Raw genomic sequence first — 20,063 nt, 5'->3', positions numbered from 1 at the left:
TCTGGCTGATGCGGATGCATCGCTAACGGATGTTCTAATAAAGAAACGAATTATGAGCACAGAGCATAAACAGTCCTTATCGGCGGTAACCCTGGCGGCAATTGGGGTGGTTTACGGTGATATCGGCACCAGCCCTCTCTATACTCTCAGAGAGTGTTTCTCCGGCCATTACGGCTTCGATGTTCGTCCAGATGTGGTTTTCGGCTTCCTGTCGCTGATTTTCTGGATGCTGATCATCATTGTTTCCCTCAAATACCTCACCTATGTCATGCGGGCAGATAACGCCGGCGAAGGCGGGATCCTGACGCTGATGTCGTTGGCCGGACGTAATACCTCAGCGCGCACTACCGCAGTGTTGGTGATCCTGGGCCTGATTGGCGGCAGCTTCTTCTATGGCGAGGTGGTGATCACCCCGGCGATATCGGTGATGTCCGCGATAGAAGGGTTGGAAATCGCGGCCCCGTCGCTCGATGGCTATATCGTTCCCCTGTCGATTCTGGTGCTGACGCTGCTGTTCGCCATCCAGAAACACGGTACCGGCAGCGTCGGTAAGCTCTTTGCCCCGGTGATGCTGCTGTGGTTTATCGTTCTGGCGGTGCTGGGGGGGCGCAGCATTATGGCTAACCCGGAAGTGTTGCAGGCGTTGAACCCGAAATGGGCGCTGAACTTCTTTATTGAATATAAGAAGGTTTCGTTCTTTGCGCTGGGTGCGGTGGTGCTGTCGATTACCGGCGTTGAGGCGTTGTACGCCGACATGGGCCACTTCGGCAAATTCCCTATTCGCCTGGCCTGGTTCACCGTGGTACTGCCTTCGCTGGTGCTGAACTATTTTGGCCAGGGCGCTCTGCTGCTGAAAAACCCGGAGGCGATCAAGAACCCGTTCTTCCTGTTGGCACCGGACTGGGCGCTGATCCCGTTATTAATTCTGGCGACGCTGGCCACGGTTATCGCCTCACAGGCGGTGATCTCCGGCGTGTTCTCCCTGACCCGTCAGGCGGTGCGCCTGGGGTATCTGTCGCCGATGCGCATCATCCACACTTCTGAAATGGAATCCGGCCAAATCTACATTCCGGTGATCAACTGGACGCTGTATATCGCGGTGGTGCTGGTGATTGTCGGTTTCGAACACTCCAGTAATCTGGCGGCGGCCTACGGCATCGCCGTGACCGGCACCATGGTGCTGACCAGTATTCTGGTGACGTCGGTGGCGATTAAAAACTGGCACTGGAATCGCTTCTTCGCCGTCGGCATTCTGGTTGTCCTGCTGATTATCGACATCCCGATGTTCTCCGCCAACGCCCTGAAGCTGTTCTCGGGCGGTTGGCTGCCGCTGATGTTGGCGCTGGTGATGTTCATCATCATGACCACCTGGAAGAGCGAACGTTTCCGCCTGCTGCGCCGCATGCACGAGCACGGCAATTCTCTGGAGGCGATGATCGCCTCGCTGGAAAAATCGCCGCCGGTGCGGGTGCCTGGCACCGCCGTCTTTATGTCACGCGCCATCAACGTGATCCCTTTTGCGTTGCTGCATAACCTAAAGCACAACAAGGTGCTGCACGAACGCGTGGTGTTGTTGACGTTGCGTACTGAGGATGCACCTTACGTTCACAACGTGCGGCGAGTCACCATCGAACAGCTGTCACCGACCTTCTGGCGGGTGGTGGCCAGCTATGGCTGGCGCGAAACGCCGAACGTTGAAGAAGTGTTCCACCGCTGCGGGCTGGAAGGGCTGCCGTGCCGGATGACGGAAACCTCATTCTTTATGTCGCACGAATCGTTGATCCTGACGAAACGGCCGTGGTACCTGTTCCTGCGCGGCAAGCTGTTTATAGCATTGAGTCGCAATGCGCTACGTGCGCCGGACCAGTTTGAGATCCCGCCCAATAGGGTGATCGAGCTGGGAACCCAGGTCGAGATTTAACGCCCATCAAGGGCTCAGCAACCGCTGGGCCCTTTCTGTTTATGTTCTCGGTAACACGAGCGAAACGTTTCGATGACGATCACACTTCTGCATTATCCCGGTTGCCTTCTACTGACGTTTTTTTAAACTCCAGACACAAGCGAAACGTTTCGCTGGCGGAATGAGAAGAACAAGATGAAAAAAGGCGTGTTGCTGAATGCTGATGTCTCTGCCGTGGTTTCCCGTCTCGGCCATACCGATCAGATAGCTATCGGCGATGCCGGGCTGCCTATTCCGGCGGCCACACAGCGTATCGATTTGGCGCTGACCCAGGGGGTGCCGACTTTTCTACAGGTACTAGAGGTAGTGACGCAGGAGATGCAGGTCGAAAGCGCCATTCTGGCGGAAGAGATCGTTAAGCAAAATCCACAGCTTCATAGCGCGTTATTGGCTCAGCTGACCGAACTTGGCCAACGCCAGGGGAAGAGCATCAGCCTGAGCTATATCAGCCACCAGGCTTTTAAAGCACAAACGGAACACTGCCGTGCGGTGATCCGCAGCGGGGAATGTTCGCCCTACGCGAACGTGATCCTTTGCGCCGGCGTAACTTTCTGAGGCATCTATGCAACCTTTACTGCAACTGAAAGGGATCGATAAAGCCTTTCCCGGCGTGAAGGCGCTTTCCGGCGCTGCGCTCAGCGTGTACCCGGGCAAGGTGATGGCGCTGGTGGGGGAAAACGGCGCCGGAAAATCCACCATGATGAAGGTGCTGACCGGCATTTATAACAAAGACGCCGGCAGTCAGTACTTTCTCGGTAAAGAGGTGGCGTTTAACGGCCCAAAGGATTCGCAGGAAGCGGGCATCGGCATCATCCATCAGGAACTGAACCTGATCCCGCAATTGACGATTGCGGAGAACATCTTCCTCGGGCGTGAGTTCGTTAACCGTATCGGCCGCATCGACTGGAAGCGCATGTATGCCGAAGCAGACAAACTGCTCGCACGACTGAACCTGAGTTACAGCAGCCACCGGCTGGTGGGGGAGCTGTCGATCGGCGATCAGCAAATGGTGGAAATCGCCAAGGTGCTGAGCTTCGAATCGAAAGTCATCATTATGGATGAGCCGACGGATGCGTTGACCGATACCGAGACCGCCTCTTTATTTAAAGTGATCAATGAATTGAAGGCCGAAGGGCGAGGGATTGTTTACATCTCCCACCGGCTGAAAGAGATTTTTGAAGTTTGCGATGACGTCACGGTGTTTCGTGACGGGCAGTTTATCGCCGAGCGTCCGGTCAGCGAGCTGCAGGAAGATTCACTGATAGAAATGATGGTCGGCCGCAAGCTGGAAGAACAATACCCGCGCCTCAATCAGCCGCGCGGTGAAAAACGTCTGGAGGTCAGCCAGGTTTCCGGCCCGGGCGTGCATGACGTCAGCTTTACGCTGTACCGTGGCGAAATTCTTGGCGTCGCCGGGCTGATGGGCGCCGGGCGAACCGAGCTGATGAAAATTCTCTACGGGGCCGCACCACGCAAGGCCGGTACGGTCAGCCTTGATGGGCGTCAGGTGGTCACTCATTCGCCACAGGATGGCCTAGCGAACGGCATTGTGTATATCTCCGAAGACCGCAAGCGCGATGGTCTGGTGTTGGGGATGTCGGTGAAGGAAAACATGTCGTTGACCGCACTGCGTTATTTCAGCCGTGCCGGCGGCAGCCTGAAACAGGCCGAAGAACAGCAGGCCGTGGGCGATTTTATCCGCTTGTTCAATATCAAAACGCCGTCGATGGAGCAGCCGATAGGCCTGCTTTCCGGCGGCAATCAGCAAAAAGTGGCAATCGCCCGCGGTTTGATGACGCGGCCAAAGGTGTTGATCCTCGATGAGCCGACTCGCGGTGTCGACGTCGGCGCTAAAAAAGAGATCTATCAGTTAATTAACCAGTTCAAGCAGGAAGGTCTGAGCATCATTCTGGTGTCGTCGGAAATGCCTGAGGTGATGGGCATGAGCGACCGCATTCTGGTGATGCACGAAGGACACCCCAGCGGCGAGTTCCCTATTGAACAGGCCACCCAGGAAGCGTTGATGGCTGCGGCCGTTGGCAAGCAATACGGCGTAAAGCAGGAGTAATCAGATATGAGTTCCCAGAGTGTGGCAAAGCGCTGGTTCAGTAAAGAGTGGCTGTTAGAGCAAAAATCACTGATTGCTCTGCTGGTGCTGATCGCCGTGGTCTCTTCAATGAGCCCGAATTTCTTCACCCTAAATAACCTGTTCAATATTCTGCAGCAAACCTCGGTTAACGCCATTATGGCGGTGGGGATGACGCTGGTGATCCTCACTTCCGGTATCGATTTGTCGGTGGGATCGCTACTGGCGTTGACCGGTGCGGTAGCGGCATCGATCGTGGGCTTTGAAGTCAACGCGGTGGTGGCCGTGGCGGCGGCACTGGCATTGGGGGCCGCGGTCGGCGCCTGTACCGGGGTGATCGTTGCCAAGGGCAAGGTGCAGGCATTTATCGCGACGCTGGTGATGATGCTGCTGTTGCGCGGCGTTACCATGGTGTACACCAACGGCAGTCCGGTGAACACCGGCTTTACCGACGTGGCCGATACTTTCGGCTGGTTCGGCATCGGCCGCCCGCTGGGCGTACCAACCCCTATCTGGATCATGGCGATCGTCTTTATCGCCGCTTGGTACATGCTGCATCATACCCGCCTGGGCCGCTATATTTATGCCCTGGGCGGCAACGAGGCGGCGACCCGCCTGTCCGGCATCAGCGTCGATAAAGTGAAGATTATCGTTTATTCGCTTTGCGGTTTGTTGGCGGCGTTGGCGGGCGTGATCGAAGTGGCACGCCTGTCTTCCGCACAGCCGACCGCCGGGACCGGTTATGAGTTGGACGCCATTGCCGCCGTCGTGCTGGGCGGTACCAGCCTGGCCGGTGGCAAGGGCCGCATCGTTGGCACCTTGATCGGGGCGCTGATCCTTGGCTTCCTGAACAACGGATTGAATTTACTGGGTGTTTCTTCTTACTACCAAATGATCGTGAAGGCAGTGGTGATACTGCTGGCGGTTCTGGTAGAGAACAAAAGCAACAAATAACCTCCCCCTACAGGAATCACGATGATGAAAATGAAAAAACTGGCAATTTTGGCTTCAGCCTTCGCACTGAGCGCCACCCTGAGCGCTAACGCGCTGGCGAAAGACACCATTGCGCTGGTAGTTTCCACGCTGAACAACCCGTTCTTTGTCTCGATGAAAGAGGGGGCTCAGCAGGAAGCCAACAAGCTGGGTTACAACCTGGTGGTGTTGGATTCGCAGAATAACCCGGCGAAAGAGCTGGCTAACGTGCAGGATCTGATGGTGCAGGCGCCTAAACTGCTGCTGATTAACCCAACCGATTCTGATGCGGTCGGCAACGCCATCAAGATGGCCAATCAGGCCAAGATCCCGGTCATCACGTTGGACCGCGTGGCAAGCAAGGGCGAAGTGGTCAGCCATATCGCTTCGGATAACCGCGTTGGCGGCAAAATGGCCGGCGATTTCATTGCCAAAAAAGTGGGTTCAGACGCTAAAGTGATCCAGTTGGAAGGGATTGCCGGCACCTCCGCGGCCCGCGAGCGTGGCGAAGGGTTTAAACAGTCGCTGGATCAGAATAAATTCAAACTGTTGGCCAGCCAGCCGGCGGATTTCGATCGTACCAAAGGCCTGAACGTGATGCAGAACCTGCTGACCGCTCACCCGGATGTGCAGGCGGTGTTTGCCCAGAACGATGAAATGGCGCTGGGTGCCCTGCGTGCGCTGCAAACCGCCGGTAAAACCGACGTGGTCGTGGTAGGCTTCGACGGCACCGCCGACGGCGTGAAAGCGGTCGAAGGCGGCAAGCTGGCGGCAACCGTCGCGCAGCGTCCGGATCAGATCGGCGTGATCGGCGTAGAAACGGCCGATAAAGTGCTGAAAGGCGAGAAAGTGTCGGCTACCATTCCGGTGGATTTGAAACTGGTCACCCAATAAGTCATATCAGCGCCATCAAAACGGGGCGTTTATGATGGCGCGCAATTCAGGAATCAATGCGATGGCAACAGGTAAGCTGGTGGTTCTGGGCAGCATCAATGCCGACCATATCCTTAATATCGAGCAGTTTCCCCGTCCGGGCGAAACGGTGATCGGGAAGCAGTATAAAGTGGCGTTTGGCGGCAAAGGCGCAAACCAGGCGGTGGCGGCCGGGCGCAGCGGTGCAGATATCGCTTTTATCGCCTGCGTGGGTGCCGATGACATCGGCGAACGTGTGCGTCAGCAACTGGCGAGCGATCGCATTGATACTCAACCGATAGAAGCCATTGCCGACAGCACCACGGGCGTTGCGCTGATTTTCGTTAATGCGGAAGGCGAGAACGTAATCGGCATCGATGCCGGTGCCAATGCTGCCGTAACCCCCGACTATCTGGCCCGTTATCAACAAAAGATTATCGACGCCGAGGCGCTGCTGATGCAGCTCGAATCTCCGTTGGATACCGTTATTGCCGCAGCCCAACTGGCGAAACAGCACCAGACTCAGGTGATCCTCAACCCGGCGCCGGCCCGCGAGCTGCCGGACGAGCTACTGGCGACTGTCGATATGATTACGCCAAACGAAACCGAAGCTCAGCGCCTGACCGGTATTGCGGTCAATGACGATAATGACGCCGCGCGCGCCTCTCAGGCGTTGCACGATAAAGGTATCGCAACGGTGATCATCACCCTTGGCAGCCGTGGCGTGTGGCTGAGTGAGAACGGCAACGGAAAGTTGGTGCCGGGGTTCAAGGTTAAAGCGGTCGATACCATCGCCGCCGGTGATACCTTCAACGGGGCGCTGGTCACGGCGTTGCTGGAAGGTAAAATCATGGCGGATGCGGTGCGCTTTGCTCATGCGGCGGCGGCAATTGCGGTGACCCGTCCTGGCGCCCAACCTTCTGTGCCCTGGCGCGAAGAGATTGACGCCTTCTTGCAGCAGCAGGAGTAACCCCCTTGGCCACCATGAAAGATGTCGCCCGCCTGGCGGGCGTTTCAACCTCGACGGTTTCGCACGTCATTAATAACAATCGCTTTGTCAGCGACAGCGTGCGAGCCAAAATCATGGCGGCCGTAGAACAACTGAACTATGCGCCCTCCGCCCTAGCGCGCAGCCTCAAACTGAATCAGACCAGAACCATCGGCATGCTGGTTACCTCCAGCAACAACCCCTTCTATGCCGAGGTGGTGCGCGGCGTCGAGCGCAGTTGCTATGAGCGCGGCTACAGCTTGATCCTGTGCAATACCGAAGAAGATGCCGCGCGCATGAATCGCAACATGGAAACGCTGCTGCAAAAGCGTGTCGATGGCCTGCTGTTAATGTGTACCGAAAACCATCGGCCATCGCAGGATGCGCTGAGCCGCTATCCGTCTCTACCAATAGTGATGATGGACTGGGCGCCGTTCGAAGGGGCTAACGACATCATCCAGGACAACTCTTTGTTGGGTGGTGAGATGGCGACCGATCATCTGATCGCTCGCGGGTATCGCAAAATCGCCTGCATCGCTGGCCCACAGGATAAAACCACTGCACGCCATCGACTGGAAGGCTACCGCAGCGCCATGCAGCGTGCTGGGCTGGCGATCCTGCCGGGGTATGAGGTGCACTGCGATTTTGAATTTGAAGGCGGTGTCATCGCCATGAAACAGCTGTTGGCCTTGGCTGAGCCACCCCACGCGGTGTTCGCCGGCAACGACGCGGTCGCGGTGGGGGCTTACCAGGCGTTGTATCAGGCAGGGCTATCGGTACCGCAGGACATGGCGGTGATGGGTTACGACGATATCGAACTGGCCAAATACCTTGCTCCACCGCTAAGCACTATCCATCAACCGAAAGATTCGCTGGGCGAGTTGGCGATCGATGCGCTGATCAATCGCCTGCAGAACCCGGAGCGTGAAGCTCAGGTTCTGGTACTGACCCCTGAGCTGGTGGAACGTGCCTCGGTCGGTCGCCGCTAGCTGCTGGCCTTGGCTTCTTTCTTGCTGTCACGGCCGCTGATCAGGTTGCGACCATCCTTCCTTTTTAACAGCATGAACACAAACGCCGACGCCAGGGTGACAATCCCCATGGTAATAAAGGTGTAGTGGAAGTGATCGACCATGGTGCCGAGCGACATAGACTCATAGAAACGCAGCACCGCCGCGCTGATCGCCACGCCGAAGCTGATGGAAAGCTGCTGAGTGACCGCCAGCACGCTGTTGCCGGAGCTGGCATTGGCATCGTTTAAGTCCGCCAGGCTGATGGTATTCATGGCGGTGAATTGCGTAGACATCGCCATCCCCAGCACGAACAGCGGCAGGATCATCAACCATAGCGGCATTCCCGGGCTTTGTAATGCAAACTGGGCGATCAGCACGCCGATAATCAACGTGATGCCAACCAGCGTTTTGCGATAGCCGAACCAGCGCAGCACTTGAGTCACGGTGGATTTCGCCATCAGTGAGCCGATGGCCGTCGGTGCCATCATGCAGCCCGCAATAATCGCCGAATAACCGAAACCGACCTGCAGCATCAGCGGCATCAGAAACGGCACGCAGCCGGTGCCCAGACGCGAGGCTACATTGCCGGCAATGCCCACAGAGAAGGTTCGGGTCTGGAATAAATCCAAACCAATCAGCGGCTGAGGGTGTCTGCGGGCGTGAGCGATATAGCCGAACAGCATCACCACGCCGCTGAGCAGAATACCCAGTGAGATATAGCTGGCCAGCACCTGTTCCCCGAACAGCTCAAGCCCGGTAGAAACCAGCACCAGGCTCAGGCCAAACAGCATAAAGCCGAGGAAATCGAAGCGACGCTTGGGGGTGGTGAAGTCTGGCATGTATTTACGTGCATAAAAGATGCCGAGCAGGCCAATCGGGATGTTGATCAGAAAAATCCAGTGCCAGGTGGCGTAGGTGACCAGCCATCCCCCCAGCATCGGCCCCATGATCGGCCCAACCAATCCTGGCATGGTCACGAAGTTCAGTACCGGCAACAGCTCGCTGCGCGGGTAGGCGCGCAGCAGGGCCAAACGTGCCACCGGCATCATCATCGCACCCCCGACGCCCTGAATGACACGTGAGGTTACCAGCACGCTTAGCGTTGGGGAGAGCGCGCACAGCAGCGAACCGAGAGTAAATAGCGAAACCGCAAAGATAAACACCCGCCGGGTACCGAAACGGTCTGCCAGCCAGCCACTGACCGGGATCAGCATGGCAACCGTCAAGGTATAGCTGATCACGGCTGATTGCATCGCCAGTGGCGAACGCTCCAGACTTTGCGCTATTGCAGGCAACGCAGTGTTGAGGATAGTGGCGTCCAACGCCTGCATAAAGAACGCCATTGCGGCGATCCAGGGGAGCCCTGCCATACTGCGCGCGGATTTAGTCATTTTGATTCCCGGTTAACTGTCGTATTCGTCCCTTCATTGTTCTTCTATATATAAGTAGGGCATGAGTTAGTCTTTCTCTCTGAGCAACACCTGGCAGGCAGCTAGTGCCCCTGCACCGTCGCCGGCGAGTATCGCATCGACAATGGCCTGATGGTTCTGGAGCTTAATCACTTCGTTACCGGTGATGGCGCGGAAGTAACTTTGATACACCGAACTAAACAGGTTGGCGAATGAGGTTAGAAACGGATTACCGCTGGCCTCATAGATAAGCTGGTGGAACTGGGTATCGACCTGGATCCAGTGCTCGCGGTCAAACTGAACATGCAGTGCCCGCATTTCAGCCATCAGTTCAGCCAACCGCGCAGTTTGCTGCGTGCTGGCGTTGGCAGCCGCCAATGAGCAGGCCTGAGGTTCCAGCGAGGTTCGCAGGATAAGGAAATGCTGCATCACCTGATCGAAGTTCTCTTTGGTCATCCACCAGGTCAGTAAATCCTGATCGAGAAAGTTCCACTGGCTTTGCGGCATGACCCGGGTGCCGATGCGCGGACGGGGGAGCAGCATGCCTTTGGCGGCCAGCATCTTCACCGCTTCACGTACCGCGGTGCGGCTCACGCCAAATTGTTCCCCTAGTTCCATCTCCCCGGGCAGGATACTGCCGGCCTGATAATCGCCTGCCAGAATTTGTTGGCCGAGTTTTTCTGCAAGTAGATAAGAAAGATTGCGTTGGGCGGCCTGTTGTTGAGCATTAAATTGCATGGCTGCGAGTCCTTACTGACATTGTTACTCTTATTTTACTCTACGGATCGCCAGCTTTTGTCGCTGATTTCCGGAAAAAGTGACGAAAACGCTGGCTTGTGCAGCGTTTTGTCGAAAAATACCGCGCTTGAAAAGTTTTTTGCATTTAGGGGTTGCGGCCTTCTGAGAACTCCCTATAATGCGCCTCCACTGACCGGGAACAACGACTCCTCTAACGAGAACCAGTCGCCCAGCCAGAAAGATTCAAGCCGGTGAAAACACCGTTTCTTAATAAGAAAAAAGCTTGACTCTTCAGGTGAAAAGCGTAATATACGCCACCTCGAGTTAGCAACCTAACTCACTGCTCTTTAACAATTTATCAGACAATCTGTGTGGGCACTCCACAAGACGATATCCAGAACCTTCGGGTTCGAAAAAATATCAAGTCTTGAAGAGTGACCAAGCAATAAGTCAGTCGGTTGATTCGTCAACGGTCTGATTATTACGAAAGTTAATTTTCGAGCATCGCTTCACGAGTTGAAGCAAATCAAGCTTTTAATTGAAGAGTTTGATCATGGCTCAGATTGAACGCTGGCGGCAGGCCTAACACATGCAAGTCGAGCGGTAGCACAGGAGAGCTTGCTCTCCGGGTGACGAGCGGCGGACGGGTGAGTAATGTCTGGGAAACTGCCTGATGGAGGGGGATAACTACTGGAAACGGTAGCTAATACCGCATAACGTCTTCGGACCAAAGTGGGGGACCTTCGGGCCTCATGCCATCAGATGTGCCCAGATGGGATTAGCTAGTAGGTGGGGTAATGGCTCACCTAGGCGACGATCCCTAGCTGGTCTGAGAGGATGACCAGCCACACTGGAACTGAGACACGGTCCAGACTCCTACGGGAGGCAGCAGTGGGGAATATTGCACAATGGGCGCAAGCCTGATGCAGCCATGCCGCGTGTGTGAAGAAGGCCTTCGGGTTGTAAAGCACTTTCAGCGAGGAGGAAGGGTTCAGTGTTAATAGCACTGTGCATTGACGTTACTCGCAGAAGAAGCACCGGCTAACTCCGTGCCAGCAGCCGCGGTAATACGGAGGGTGCAAGCGTTAATCGGAATTACTGGGCGTAAAGCGCACGCAGGCGGTTTGTTAAGTCAGATGTGAAATCCCCGCGCTTAACGTGGGAACTGCATTTGAAACTGGCAAGCTAGAGTCTTGTAGAGGGGGGTAGAATTCCAGGTGTAGCGGTGAAATGCGTAGAGATCTGGAGGAATACCGGTGGCGAAGGCGGCCCCCTGGACAAAGACTGACGCTCAGGTGCGAAAGCGTGGGGAGCAAACAGGATTAGATACCCTGGTAGTCCACGCTGTAAACGATGTCGACTTGGAGGTTGTGCCCTTGAGGCGTGGCTTCCGGAGCTAACGCGTTAAGTCGACCGCCTGGGGAGTACGGCCGCAAGGTTAAAACTCAAATGAATTGACGGGGGCCCGCACAAGCGGTGGAGCATGTGGTTTAATTCGATGCAACGCGAAGAACCTTACCTACTCTTGACATCCAGAGAATTCGCTAGAGATAGCTTAGTGCCTTCGGGAACTCTGAGACAGGTGCTGCATGGCTGTCGTCAGCTCGTGTTGTGAAATGTTGGGTTAAGTCCCGCAACGAGCGCAACCCTTATCCTTTGTTGCCAGCGCGTCATGGCGGGAACTCAAAGGAGACTGCCGGTGATAAACCGGAGGAAGGTGGGGATGACGTCAAGTCATCATGGCCCTTACGAGTAGGGCTACACACGTGCTACAATGGCGTATACAAAGAGAAGCGAACTCGCGAGAGCAAGCGGACCTCATAAAGTACGTCGTAGTCCGGATCGGAGTCTGCAACTCGACTCCGTGAAGTCGGAATCGCTAGTAATCGTAGATCAGAATGCTACGGTGAATACGTTCCCGGGCCTTGTACACACCGCCCGTCACACCATGGGAGTGGGTTGCAAAAGAAGTAGGTAGCTTAACCTTCGGGAGGGCGCTTACCACTTTGTGATTCATGACTGGGGTGAAGTCGTAACAAGGTAACCGTAGGGGAACCTGCGGTTGGATCACCTCCTTACCTAATGATATTGATTGCGTGTAGTGCTCACACAGATTGTCTGATGAAAAGTAACGAGCAAAGCGCTACCTGTTGATGTAATGAGTCACTGACTCATGCTGATACGAGAAACGGTTAAACCCTGGTTTAATCGGATTTTGTGTCCCCATCGTCTAGAGGCCTAGGACACTGCCCTTTCACGGCTGTAACAGGGGTTCGAATCCCCTTGGGGACGCCATCCGATAATGAGTGAAAGACATTATCACCGGTTAGCAATAACCGAAAACATCTTAAAGATGACTCTTGCGAGTCGTGTTTAAGATATTGCTCTTTAACAATCTGGAACAAGCTGAAAATTGAAACATGACAGCTGAAACTTATCCCTCCGTAGAACTATTGGGGTAAGGATTAACCTGTCATAGAGTCTCTCAAATAAACAGCACGACAGTGTTCTCTGTTTACAGAAACACCTTCGGGTTGTGAGGTTAAGTGACTAAGCGTACACGGTGGATGCCTAGGCAGTCAGAGGCGATGAAGGGCGTGCTAATCTGCGATAAGCGTCGGTAAGGTGATATGAACCGTTATAACCGGCGATACCCGAATGGGGAAACCCAGTGCAATTCGTTGCACTATCATACGATGAATACATAGTCGTATGAGGCGAACCGGGGGAACTGAAACATCTAAGTACCCCGAGGAAAAGAAATCAACCGAGATTCCCCCAGTAGCGGCGAGCGAACGGGGAGGAGCCCAGAACCTGAATCAGTTCTTGTGTTAGTGGAAGCGTCTGGAAAGTCGCACAGTAAAGGGTGATAGTCCCGTACACTAAAATGCATTAATTGTGAGTTCGATGAGTAGGGCGGGACACGTGACATCCTGTCTGAATATGGGGGGACCATCCTCCAAGGCTAAATACTCCTGACTGACCGATAGTGAACCAGTACCGTGAGGGAAAGGCGAAAAGAACCCCGGCGAGGGGAGTGAAATAGAACCTGAAACCGTGTACGTACAAGCAGTGGGAGCCTACTTTGTTGGGTGACTGCGTACCTTTTGTATAATGGGTCAGCGACTTATATTTTGTAGCAAGGTTAACCGTATAGGGGAGCCGTAGGGAAACCGAGTCTTAACTGGGCGAATAGTTGCAAGGTATAGACCCGAAACCCGGTGATCTAGCCATGGGCAGGTTGAAGGTTGGGTAACACTAACTGGAGGACCGAACCGACTAATGTTGAAAAATTAGCGGATGACTTGTGGCTGGGGGTGAAAGGCCAATCAAACCGGGAGATAGCTGGTTCTCCCCGAAAGCTATTTAGGTAGCGCCTCGTGAACTCATCTTCGGGGGTAGAGCACTGTTTCGGCTAGGGGGCCATCCCGGCTTACCAAACCGATGCAAACTCCGAATACCGAAGAATGTTATCACGGGAGACACACGGCGGGTGCTAACGTCCGTCGTGAAGAGGGAAACAACCCAGACCGCCAGCTAAGGTCCCAAAGTCATGGTTAAGTGGGAAACGATGTGGGAAGGCATAGACAGCCAGGATGTTGGCTTAGAAGCAGCCATCATTTAAAGAAAGCGTAATAGCTCACTGGTCGAGTCGGCCTGCGCGGAAGATGTAACGGGGCTAAACCATGCACCGAAGCTGCGGCAGCGACGCTTAGGCGTTGTTGGGTAGGGGAGCGTTCTGTAAGCCGTTGAAGGTGACCTGTGAGGGTTGCTGGAGGTATCAGAAGTGCGAATGCTGACATAAGTAACGATAAAGCGGGTGAAAAACCCGCTCGCCGGAAGACCAAGGGTTCCTGTCCAACGTTAATCGGGGCAGGGTGAGTCGACCCCTAAGGCGAGGCCGAAAGGCGTAGTCGATGGGAAACAGGTTAATATTCCTGTACTCGGTGTTACTGCGAAGGGGGGACGGAGAAGGCTAGGCTAGCCGGGCGACGGTTGTCCCGGTTTAAGCGTGTAGGGGGAGTGACCTGGTAAATCCGGTCGCTTATTCAACCCTGAGGCGTGATGACGATGCACTACGGTGCAGAAGTAGTTGATGCCAAGCTTCCAGGAAAAGCCTCTAAGCATCAGGTAACACAGAATCGTACCCCAAACCGACACAGGTGGTCAGGTAGAGAATACCAAGGCGCTTGAGAGAACTCGGGTGAAGGAACTAGGCAAAATGGTGCCGTAACTTCGGGAGAAGGCACGCTGGCGCGTAGGTGAAGAGACTTGCTCTCGGAGCTGAAGCCAGTCGCAGATACCAGCTGGCTGCAACTGTTTAATAAAAACACAGCACTGTGCAAACACGAAAGTGGACGTATACGGTGTGACGCCTGCCCGGTGCTGGAAGGTTAATTGATGGGGTCAGCCGCAAGGCGAAGCTCTTGATCGAAGCCCCAGTAAACGGCGGCCGTAACTATAACGGTCCTAAGGTAGCGAAATTCCTTGTCGGGTAAGTTCCGACCTGCACGAATGGCGTAATGATGGCCAGGCTGTCTCCACCCGAGACTCAGTGAAATTGAACTCGCTGTGAAGATGCAGTGTACCCGCGGCAAGACGGAAAGACCCCGTGAACCTTTACTATAGCTTGACACTGAACATTGAGCCTTGATGTGTAGGATAGGTGGGAGGCTTTGAAGCGTGGACGCCAGTCTGCGTGGAGCCAACCTTGAAATACCACCCTTTAATGTTTGATGTTCTAACTCGGCCCCGTAATCCGGGGTGAGGACAGTGTCTGGTGGGTAGTTTGACTGGGGCGGTCTCCTCCCAAAGAGTAACGGAGGAGCACGAAGGTTAGCTAATCACGGTCGGACATCGTGAGGTTAGTGCAAAGGCATAAGCTAGCTTGACTGCGAGAGTGACGGCTCGAGCAGGTACGAAAGTAGGTCTTAGTGATCCGGTGGTTCTGAATGGAAGGGCCATCGCTCAACGGATAAAAGGTACTCCGGGGATAACAGGCTGATACCGCCCAAGAGTTCATATCGACGGCGGTGTTTGGCACCTCGATGTCGGCTCATCACATCCTGGGGCTGAAGTAGGTCCCAAGGGTATGGCTGTTCGCCATTTAAAGTGGTACGCGAGCTGGGTTTAGAACGTCGTGAGACAGTTCGGTCCCTATCTGCCGTGGGCGTTGGAAGATTGAGAGGGGTTGCTCCTAGTACGAGAGGACCGGAGTGAACGCACCACTGGTGTTCGGGTTGTCATGCCAATGGCACTGCCCGGTAGCTAAGTGCGGAAAAGATAAGCGCTGAAAGCATCTAAGCGCGAAACTTGCCTCGAGATGAGTCTTCCCTGGGCCTTTAAGGCCCCTGAAGGAACGTTTAAGACTAAGACGTTGATAGGCTGGGTGTGTAAGTGCAGCGATGCATTGAGCTAACCAGTACTAATGATCCGTGAGGCTTAACCTTACAACACCAAAGGTGTTTTAGAGAGACAGATTTTCAGCGAAGTTCCGAGATTGGTTCTGATGGCTACGTGAGTAGCGGTTAGAATGAAACAGAATTTGCCTGGCGGCAATAGCGCGGTGGTCCCACCTGACCCCATGCCGAACTCAGAAGTGAAACGCCGTAGCGCCGATGGTAGTGTGGGGTCTCCCCATGCGAGAGTAGGACACTGCCAGGCATCAATCAAGCCAAGAGGCCATCCGCAAGGATGGCCTTTTTGCTATGCGGAAAAGAAAAAATGGCGCAGCTAGGCTGCGCTTTTTAACCAGTCCGCGATAAAGTCAGCGATGCACTCTGGGTCATTAAGGTCCAACAGTCTGGCCTTTCCAGGGATTAGCCGATCGCTGGCAACGGCGATAACGCACTCGTCCAGCATATCCTCAAGCGGTCTGCCTATCTCTTCACGATAGAGAATGATTTTACTGATGGGCTCATGCTTGAACCCTTCGACTAAAATGATATCCACCTTGCCAGTATCAAAACGACTCGCCAAATACTGAAGATCCAGCGGGGGTTGTTCCGGCGTTTCTGTCATTAGTGCCCAGCGACGATCGCTGGCGACCAACGTTTGGTCGGCACCGGCTTTGCGCAGTTCATAACTGTCTTTGCCGGGGGTATCGACATCCATATCATGATGGGTATGTTTGATCAGCCCTACGCGGATTTGCCGCTGCTTTAATAAAGGAATCAATTGTTTAAGCAGGGTGGTTTTGCCCGTACCGCTATAGGCAGCAATGGCGAGCAGAGGAGGTTGCAGAGTACTATCCATGGGGAGTTTCTTTCTCCAGCAGCCAATTTTGGCAGTCTTCTTGTGTATTAAGATTATGGAATGCCATCTGTTGCCCTTCAAACGCTACCTGTTGAGCACCTGCTGCCTCCAGGAACAGCATCAGCTTGCGTTCACCGCGGGCCAGATAATCCTCCAACGGAGTCGCCAGACTGGTGTGCAATAGCGCCAGCGTTGGGTGCGCCCGTTCCCCATCACTGGCATAGGCGGCTATCGCACTTCCTTTGTGTTGCCAGAGTTTCTCGATGAGCGTTGCAGGAAAGTCAGGAACATCACAGGGCACAAAGGCCACCCATTCGGTCGTCGCGTGTTTCAGGCCGGCCAGCATACCGGCGAGCGGGCCTGAAAAGTCAGGGGTCAGATCGCTGATTATCGGCAGGCCACTTTCCCTATACCGTGCTTGATTGCGATTGGCGTTGATGGCTATCGGCCCGACCTGCGGCCGTAGTCGGGCAAGCACGTACTGATACAGGGGGATGCCGGCAACCGAAACCAGACCTTTATCTTCCCCGCCCATGCGAGTGGCACGCCCTCCGGCCAGAATAATGCCGGTAATCTCTTCATGCATATTTCAAATTCCGCATTGTGACTAACGCCATGATTGTAGCGCTAAAGCCGGTATGGCATCAGGATTTACCTTTATTGACAAGCTGCTTCTTTCACTGCGTTGGCAAGCCTGTTACTTTGTGTGTTTATTGATTCTATTGGACAATATTGCGATGAAAACGCACCGCGTAAACGAGCTGATTGAGCTTCTGCACCCGGCCTGGCAGGAAGATCCGGATCTTAATCTGATCCAGTTTTTGCAGAAGTTGGCGCAAGAAGCTGGCTTTCAGGGCAATCTGGCTGAACTGAGCGATGATATCCTGATCTACCATTTGAAAATGCGCGGCAGCGCCGGCAGCGAACAGATCCCTGGTCTGAAAAAGGATTATGAGGAAGACTTCAAAACGGCATTGCTACGCGCCCGTGGCGTGATCAAGGATTAGCATTCGTGCGCCAGGGTGAAGCCGTTGCTCGTGCAGCCCGTCATTAATGCTACTATTTCTCAATCCCGGCATTGTGATGTCACCCAAACGAAACCGAATGTTGTTATGAACAACTCAGCTTTTAATTTTCAGACCCTGTCGCCCGACCTGATTATGGATGCGTTGGAAGGGGTTGGCCTGCGTGTAGACTCCGGGCTAACGGCGCTTAACAGTTACGAAAACCGCGTTTATCAGTTTATGGACGAGGATCGTAAGCGTTATGTGGTGAAGTTTTATCGGCCCGAACGTTGGAGCGCGAAACAAATTGGTGAAGAACATCAGTTCTCCCACGATCTTGCTCTGGCGGAGATCCCTGCAGTTGCGCCATTAGTCCTGCAGGGCAATACGCTGCATACGCACAACGGTTTCTTTTTTACGGTTTTTCCCAGCGTTGGCGGGCGGCAGTATGAGATCGACAATCTCGATCAACTGGAGTGGGTTGGCCGTTTCCTGGGGCGCATTCATCAGGTGGGTAGCGAAAGCCTGTTTGTTGAACGTCCGACGATGGGCATCGAGGAGTACCTCACTATACCGCGTCAGGTTTTGGCGGGCAGTGAGCTGTTGCCCAAAGCGCAGCGAGACAGCTTTCTTGCAGCGACTGACAAGCTGATTGAGGCGATCAAACAGCATTGGCATCAGGATTGGCAACCGCGGCGTTTGCACGGTGACTGCCATCCGGGCAATATCCTGTGGCGTGATGGCCCACTGTTTGTTGATCTTGATGACGCGCGTAACGGGCCGGCGATACAGGATCTGTGGATGTTGTTGCACGGCGAGCGTCGCGATCGTTTGATGCAGTTAGATATTTTGTTGGAAGCGTACTCAGAGTTTGCCGAGTTTGATCAAAGTGAGTTGGCGCTGATCGAGCCGCTGCGTGCTATGCGTATGGTTTACTACCTGGCATGGGTCGCTCGCCGTTGGCAAGATCCTGCGTTCCCTAAAAGTTTTCCGTGGATGGCGGAGTCTGATTTTTGGTTATCTCAGACGGCGGCATTCACCGAACAGGTTAAGCTGTTGCAGGAGCCCCCTCTGCAGCTGATGCCAATGTATTGAAGCTTTAACACAATGGAGAGTTTAGTCTTATGAAGAAAATTTGGTTGGCGCTCGTTGGCATGGTAATGGCATTCAGTGCCTCGGCTGCGCAGTTTAGCGATGGGACTCAGTACGTCACCCTGGACAAGCCAGTGACGGGTGAACCTCAGGTACTGGAGTTCTTCTCCTTCTATTGCCCACACTGCTACCAGTTCGAGCAGGTTTATCACGTTTCCGAAAATGTGAAAAAAGCGCTGCCTGCGGGCACTAAAATGACCAAGTACCACGTTGAGTTCCTGGGGCCGTTGGGTAAACAACTGACTCAGGCATGGGCTGTTGCAATGGCGCTGGGTGTGGAAGATAAAGTCAGCCCGTTGATGTTTGAAGCGGTGCAGAAAACTCAGACTGTGCAAACGCCTGATGATATTCGCAACGTGTTTGTGAAAGCTGGCGTAAGCGCGGCGGATTATGATGGGGCTCTGAACAGCTTCGTGGTGAAATCCCTGGTGGTACAACAGGAGAAAGCCGCAGAAGATCTGCAACTGCGCGGCGTGCCGGCGGTATTTGTTAACGGCAAATACATGGTTAAAAACGACGGTCTGGACACCAGTTCGATGGATGCTTACGTGAAGCAATTCGCCGACGTGGTTAAATTCCTCAGCGAGCAGAAGTAACCGATATTTAAAGTAAAAAAGCCGGCTCAGCCGGCTTTTTTTTAACTTTTATTGCCGTTTCAATCCATCCAGCAATCTGTCTTTATCCTGCCACAGTGTGTTCAGCCAAAGCTGGAAACGTCGCTTAAACTGCTTGTCGTTAAAGTAATCGCCATGCATGCTTTCGTCGATTGGCAGCAATTCAACCCTTACTACAATGCGTTTTAACCGGCCGCACAGCATATCCATAAAAGGCCGTTCAGTATTATCTGGGTAAAGCAGGGTGACGTTTAACACCTTATCGAACTGCTTACCTAATGCACTGAGTGTAAAAGCAATACCGGCGGCTTTAGGCGCTAATAAATTGCGATAGGGCGAGCGAGTTTTAATTTTCTTGGCTTCGGTAAAACGCGAACCCTCTACAAAATTAACGATGGTGGTCGGGCGTTTACGAAACTTCTCGCAGGATCGGCGTGTGGTCTCGATATCGTTACCGCGCTTGTCCGGGTGTTTGAGCAAATAGGCACGCGAATAGCGTTTCATGAAGGGCATATCCAGCGCCCAGCAGGCCAGGCCGACAAAGGGGACCCAGGCCAATTGCTGTTTAAGAAAGTACTTATTCATTGGAATATGGTTACGGAACAATACGCACAGCACCACAATATCCGACCAGCTTTCGTGATTACTGATCAGCAGATACCAGTTTTTTCGATCCAGACCTTCCAACCCTTCTATATCCCAGCGCAGTTGGCCGTTAATACGTAATAGCAGCGATAACCCCAGGCACCAGCACCACATCATAAAGTCGGCGAAGGCGGAGATACGTCGCCATACGGCAGGAAAGGGTACCAGTAACTTAATGACGCCGGCGATCGTAATGGGGATTGAACACAGTACGGTGACCAAAATGGCGAGCAGGCTGGAAATGATAAAAATAACGGGGGATAGCAATCTTGGCATGGTTATAGGCTGACGGTTGGTGAGAACAGCGTTACATGCCAG

15 protein-coding genes, 1 tRNA gene and 3 rRNA genes are annotated in these 20,063 nt (G+C 54.1%); 14 read left to right on the top strand and 5 right to left on the bottom strand.

Annotated elements, in window-relative coordinates:
* Positions 1-52 precede the first annotated feature (52 nt).
* From kup to rbsR, 7 genes are all read left to right on the top strand, one after another.
* A complete protein-coding gene (kup, locus tag LQ945_RS13225; RefSeq protein WP_270100933.1) occupies positions 53-1,921 on the top strand; it encodes a low affinity potassium transporter Kup in 1,869 nt (622 codons plus the stop codon).
* Between the two features lie 174 nt (positions 1,922-2,095).
* Complete coding sequence (gene rbsD / locus LQ945_RS13220; protein WP_020837697.1) at positions 2,096-2,515, top strand: D-ribose pyranase; 420 nt, start codon at positions 2,096-2,098, stop codon at positions 2,513-2,515.
* A 7-nt stretch (positions 2,516-2,522) separates the two neighbouring features.
* Positions 2,523-4,028, top strand: coding sequence for a ribose ABC transporter ATP-binding protein RbsA (gene rbsA, locus LQ945_RS13215; RefSeq protein ID WP_270100932.1), 1,506 nt, complete (start codon positions 2,523-2,525; stop codon positions 4,026-4,028).
* A 6-nt stretch (positions 4,029-4,034) separates the two neighbouring features.
* The gene (gene rbsC / locus LQ945_RS13210; RefSeq protein ID WP_020837695.1) at positions 4,035-5,000 is read left to right on the top strand and encodes a ribose ABC transporter permease; all 966 of its coding nucleotides are present in this window, start codon (positions 4,035-4,037) and stop codon (positions 4,998-5,000) included.
* 24 nt (positions 5,001-5,024) lie between these two features.
* Positions 5,025-5,912, top strand: a complete 888-nt coding sequence (gene rbsB / locus LQ945_RS13205) for a ribose ABC transporter substrate-binding protein RbsB (RefSeq protein WP_044554474.1) — start codon at positions 5,025-5,027, stop codon at positions 5,910-5,912.
* Positions 5,913-5,973: 61 nt separating this feature from the next.
* On the top strand, positions 5,974-6,900 hold the full coding sequence (rbsK, locus tag LQ945_RS13200; protein ID WP_044554273.1) for a ribokinase: 927 nt from the start codon (positions 5,974-5,976) through the stop codon (positions 6,898-6,900).
* 5 nt (positions 6,901-6,905) lie between these two features.
* The gene (gene rbsR, locus LQ945_RS13195; protein WP_044554272.1) at positions 6,906-7,907 is read left to right on the top strand and encodes a ribose operon transcriptional repressor RbsR; all 1,002 of its coding nucleotides are present in this window, start codon (positions 6,906-6,908) and stop codon (positions 7,905-7,907) included.
* On the opposite strand, the gene mdtD is transcribed toward rbsR, so the two are convergent.
* Both mdtD and LQ945_RS13185 read right to left on the bottom strand, forming a co-directional pair.
* A complete protein-coding gene (gene mdtD / locus LQ945_RS13190; RefSeq protein WP_044554271.1) occupies positions 7,904-9,319 on the bottom strand; it encodes a multidrug transporter subunit MdtD in 1,416 nt (471 codons plus the stop codon). The two genes, rbsR and mdtD, sit on opposite strands and share 4 nt — an antisense overlap.
* A 66-nt stretch (positions 9,320-9,385) precedes the next feature.
* A complete protein-coding gene (locus LQ945_RS13185; RefSeq protein ID WP_046374852.1) occupies positions 9,386-10,075 on the bottom strand; it encodes a FadR/GntR family transcriptional regulator in 690 nt (229 codons plus the stop codon).
* A gap of 535 nt (positions 10,076-10,610) precedes the next feature.
* On the opposite strand from LQ945_RS13185, the gene LQ945_RS13180 reads away from it, so the two are divergent.
* The 4 genes from LQ945_RS13180 (at position 10,611) to rrf (ending at position 15,739) form a co-directional block, all read left to right on the top strand.
* Positions 10,611-12,153, top strand: a 16S ribosomal RNA gene (locus LQ945_RS13180).
* 141 nt (positions 12,154-12,294) lie between these two features.
* A tRNA-Glu gene (locus tag LQ945_RS13175) sits at positions 12,295-12,370 on the top strand.
* Between the two features lie 245 nt (positions 12,371-12,615).
* Positions 12,616-15,525: ribosomal RNA gene (locus LQ945_RS13170) — 23S ribosomal RNA — on the top strand.
* Positions 15,526-15,623: 98 nt separating this feature from the next.
* Positions 15,624-15,739 (top strand): 5S ribosomal RNA (gene rrf, locus LQ945_RS13165).
* The 16S, 23S and 5S rRNA genes sit together here with 1 tRNA gene alongside, the layout of an rRNA operon.
* 69 nt (positions 15,740-15,808) lie before the next feature.
* Here the strand turns inward: rrf and mobB are convergent.
* Together mobB and mobA are read right to left on the bottom strand one after the other, a co-directional pair.
* Entirely contained in the window at positions 15,809-16,330 is a 522-nt protein-coding gene (gene mobB / locus LQ945_RS13160) for a molybdopterin-guanine dinucleotide biosynthesis protein MobB (RefSeq protein ID WP_270100931.1), read from the bottom strand.
* A complete protein-coding gene (gene mobA, locus LQ945_RS13155; RefSeq protein WP_269936057.1) occupies positions 16,323-16,916 on the bottom strand; it encodes a molybdenum cofactor guanylyltransferase MobA in 594 nt (197 codons plus the stop codon). Before mobA ends, mobB begins: the two co-directional genes overlap by 8 nt.
* 151 nt (positions 16,917-17,067) lie before the next feature.
* On the opposite strand from mobA, the gene LQ945_RS13150 reads away from it, so the two are divergent.
* From LQ945_RS13150 to dsbA, 3 genes are all read left to right on the top strand, one after another.
* Complete coding sequence (locus tag LQ945_RS13150) at positions 17,068-17,337, top strand: YihD family protein (protein ID WP_044554937.1); 270 nt, start codon at positions 17,068-17,070, stop codon at positions 17,335-17,337.
* Between the two features lie 105 nt (positions 17,338-17,442).
* Positions 17,443-18,429, top strand: a complete 987-nt coding sequence (locus LQ945_RS13145) for a serine/threonine protein kinase (protein WP_270100930.1) — start codon at positions 17,443-17,445, stop codon at positions 18,427-18,429.
* Positions 18,430-18,458: 29 nt separating this feature from the next.
* Entirely contained in the window at positions 18,459-19,082 is a 624-nt protein-coding gene (gene dsbA, locus LQ945_RS13140) for a thiol:disulfide interchange protein DsbA (protein ID WP_020837681.1), read from the top strand.
* A 48-nt stretch (positions 19,083-19,130) separates the two neighbouring features.
* Here dsbA and LQ945_RS13135 read toward each other — a convergent pair whose 3' ends face one another.
* Positions 19,131-20,021: an acyltransferase gene (locus tag LQ945_RS13135; RefSeq protein ID WP_044554867.1), complete on the bottom strand. Its 891-nt coding sequence runs from the start codon at positions 20,019-20,021 to the stop codon at positions 19,131-19,133.
* Positions 20,022-20,063: the final 42 nt, after the last annotated feature.

Origin of the sequence: Serratia liquefaciens (assembly GCF_027594825.1) — a bacterium.
Taxonomy (GTDB): domain Bacteria; phylum Pseudomonadota; class Gammaproteobacteria; order Enterobacterales; family Enterobacteriaceae; genus Serratia; species Serratia liquefaciens_A.
The sequence above is the reverse complement of the archived record's forward strand: the minus strand, read 5'-3'. Positions and strand labels throughout refer to the sequence as shown.

Excerpts from the sequence above, each read along its gene's own strand:
- LQ945_RS13150 (WP_044554937.1), top strand. The coding sequence starts at position 17,068 with ATGAAAACGCACCGCGTAAACGAGCTGATTGAGCTTCTGCACCCGGCC.
- LQ945_RS13185 (WP_046374852.1), bottom strand. The coding sequence starts at position 10,075 with ATGCAATTTAATGCTCAACAACAGGCCGCCCAACGCAATCTTTCTTAT.
- rbsC (WP_020837695.1), top strand. The coding sequence starts at position 4,035 with ATGAGTTCCCAGAGTGTGGCAAAGCGCTGGTTCAGTAAAGAGTGGCTG.
- mdtD (WP_044554271.1), bottom strand. The coding sequence starts at position 9,319 with ATGACTAAATCCGCGCGCAGTATGGCAGGGCTCCCCTGGATCGCCGCA.
- rbsA (WP_270100932.1), top strand. The coding sequence starts at position 2,523 with ATGCAACCTTTACTGCAACTGAAAGGGATCGATAAAGCCTTTCCCGGC.
- LQ945_RS13145 (WP_270100930.1), top strand. The coding sequence starts at position 17,443 with ATGAACAACTCAGCTTTTAATTTTCAGACCCTGTCGCCCGACCTGATT.
- dsbA (WP_020837681.1), top strand. The coding sequence starts at position 18,459 with ATGAAGAAAATTTGGTTGGCGCTCGTTGGCATGGTAATGGCATTCAGT.
- mobA (WP_269936057.1), bottom strand. The coding sequence starts at position 16,916 with ATGCATGAAGAGATTACCGGCATTATTCTGGCCGGAGGGCGTGCCACT.
- rbsD (WP_020837697.1), top strand. The coding sequence starts at position 2,096 with ATGAAAAAAGGCGTGTTGCTGAATGCTGATGTCTCTGCCGTGGTTTCC.
- kup (WP_270100933.1), top strand. The coding sequence starts at position 53 with ATGAGCACAGAGCATAAACAGTCCTTATCGGCGGTAACCCTGGCGGCA.
- rbsK (WP_044554273.1), top strand. The coding sequence starts at position 5,974 with ATGGCAACAGGTAAGCTGGTGGTTCTGGGCAGCATCAATGCCGACCAT.
- mobB (WP_270100931.1), bottom strand. The coding sequence starts at position 16,330 with ATGGATAGTACTCTGCAACCTCCTCTGCTCGCCATTGCTGCCTATAGC.
- LQ945_RS13135 (WP_044554867.1), bottom strand. The coding sequence starts at position 20,021 with ATGCCAAGATTGCTATCCCCCGTTATTTTTATCATTTCCAGCCTGCTC.
- rbsB (WP_044554474.1), top strand. The coding sequence starts at position 5,025 with ATGAAAATGAAAAAACTGGCAATTTTGGCTTCAGCCTTCGCACTGAGC.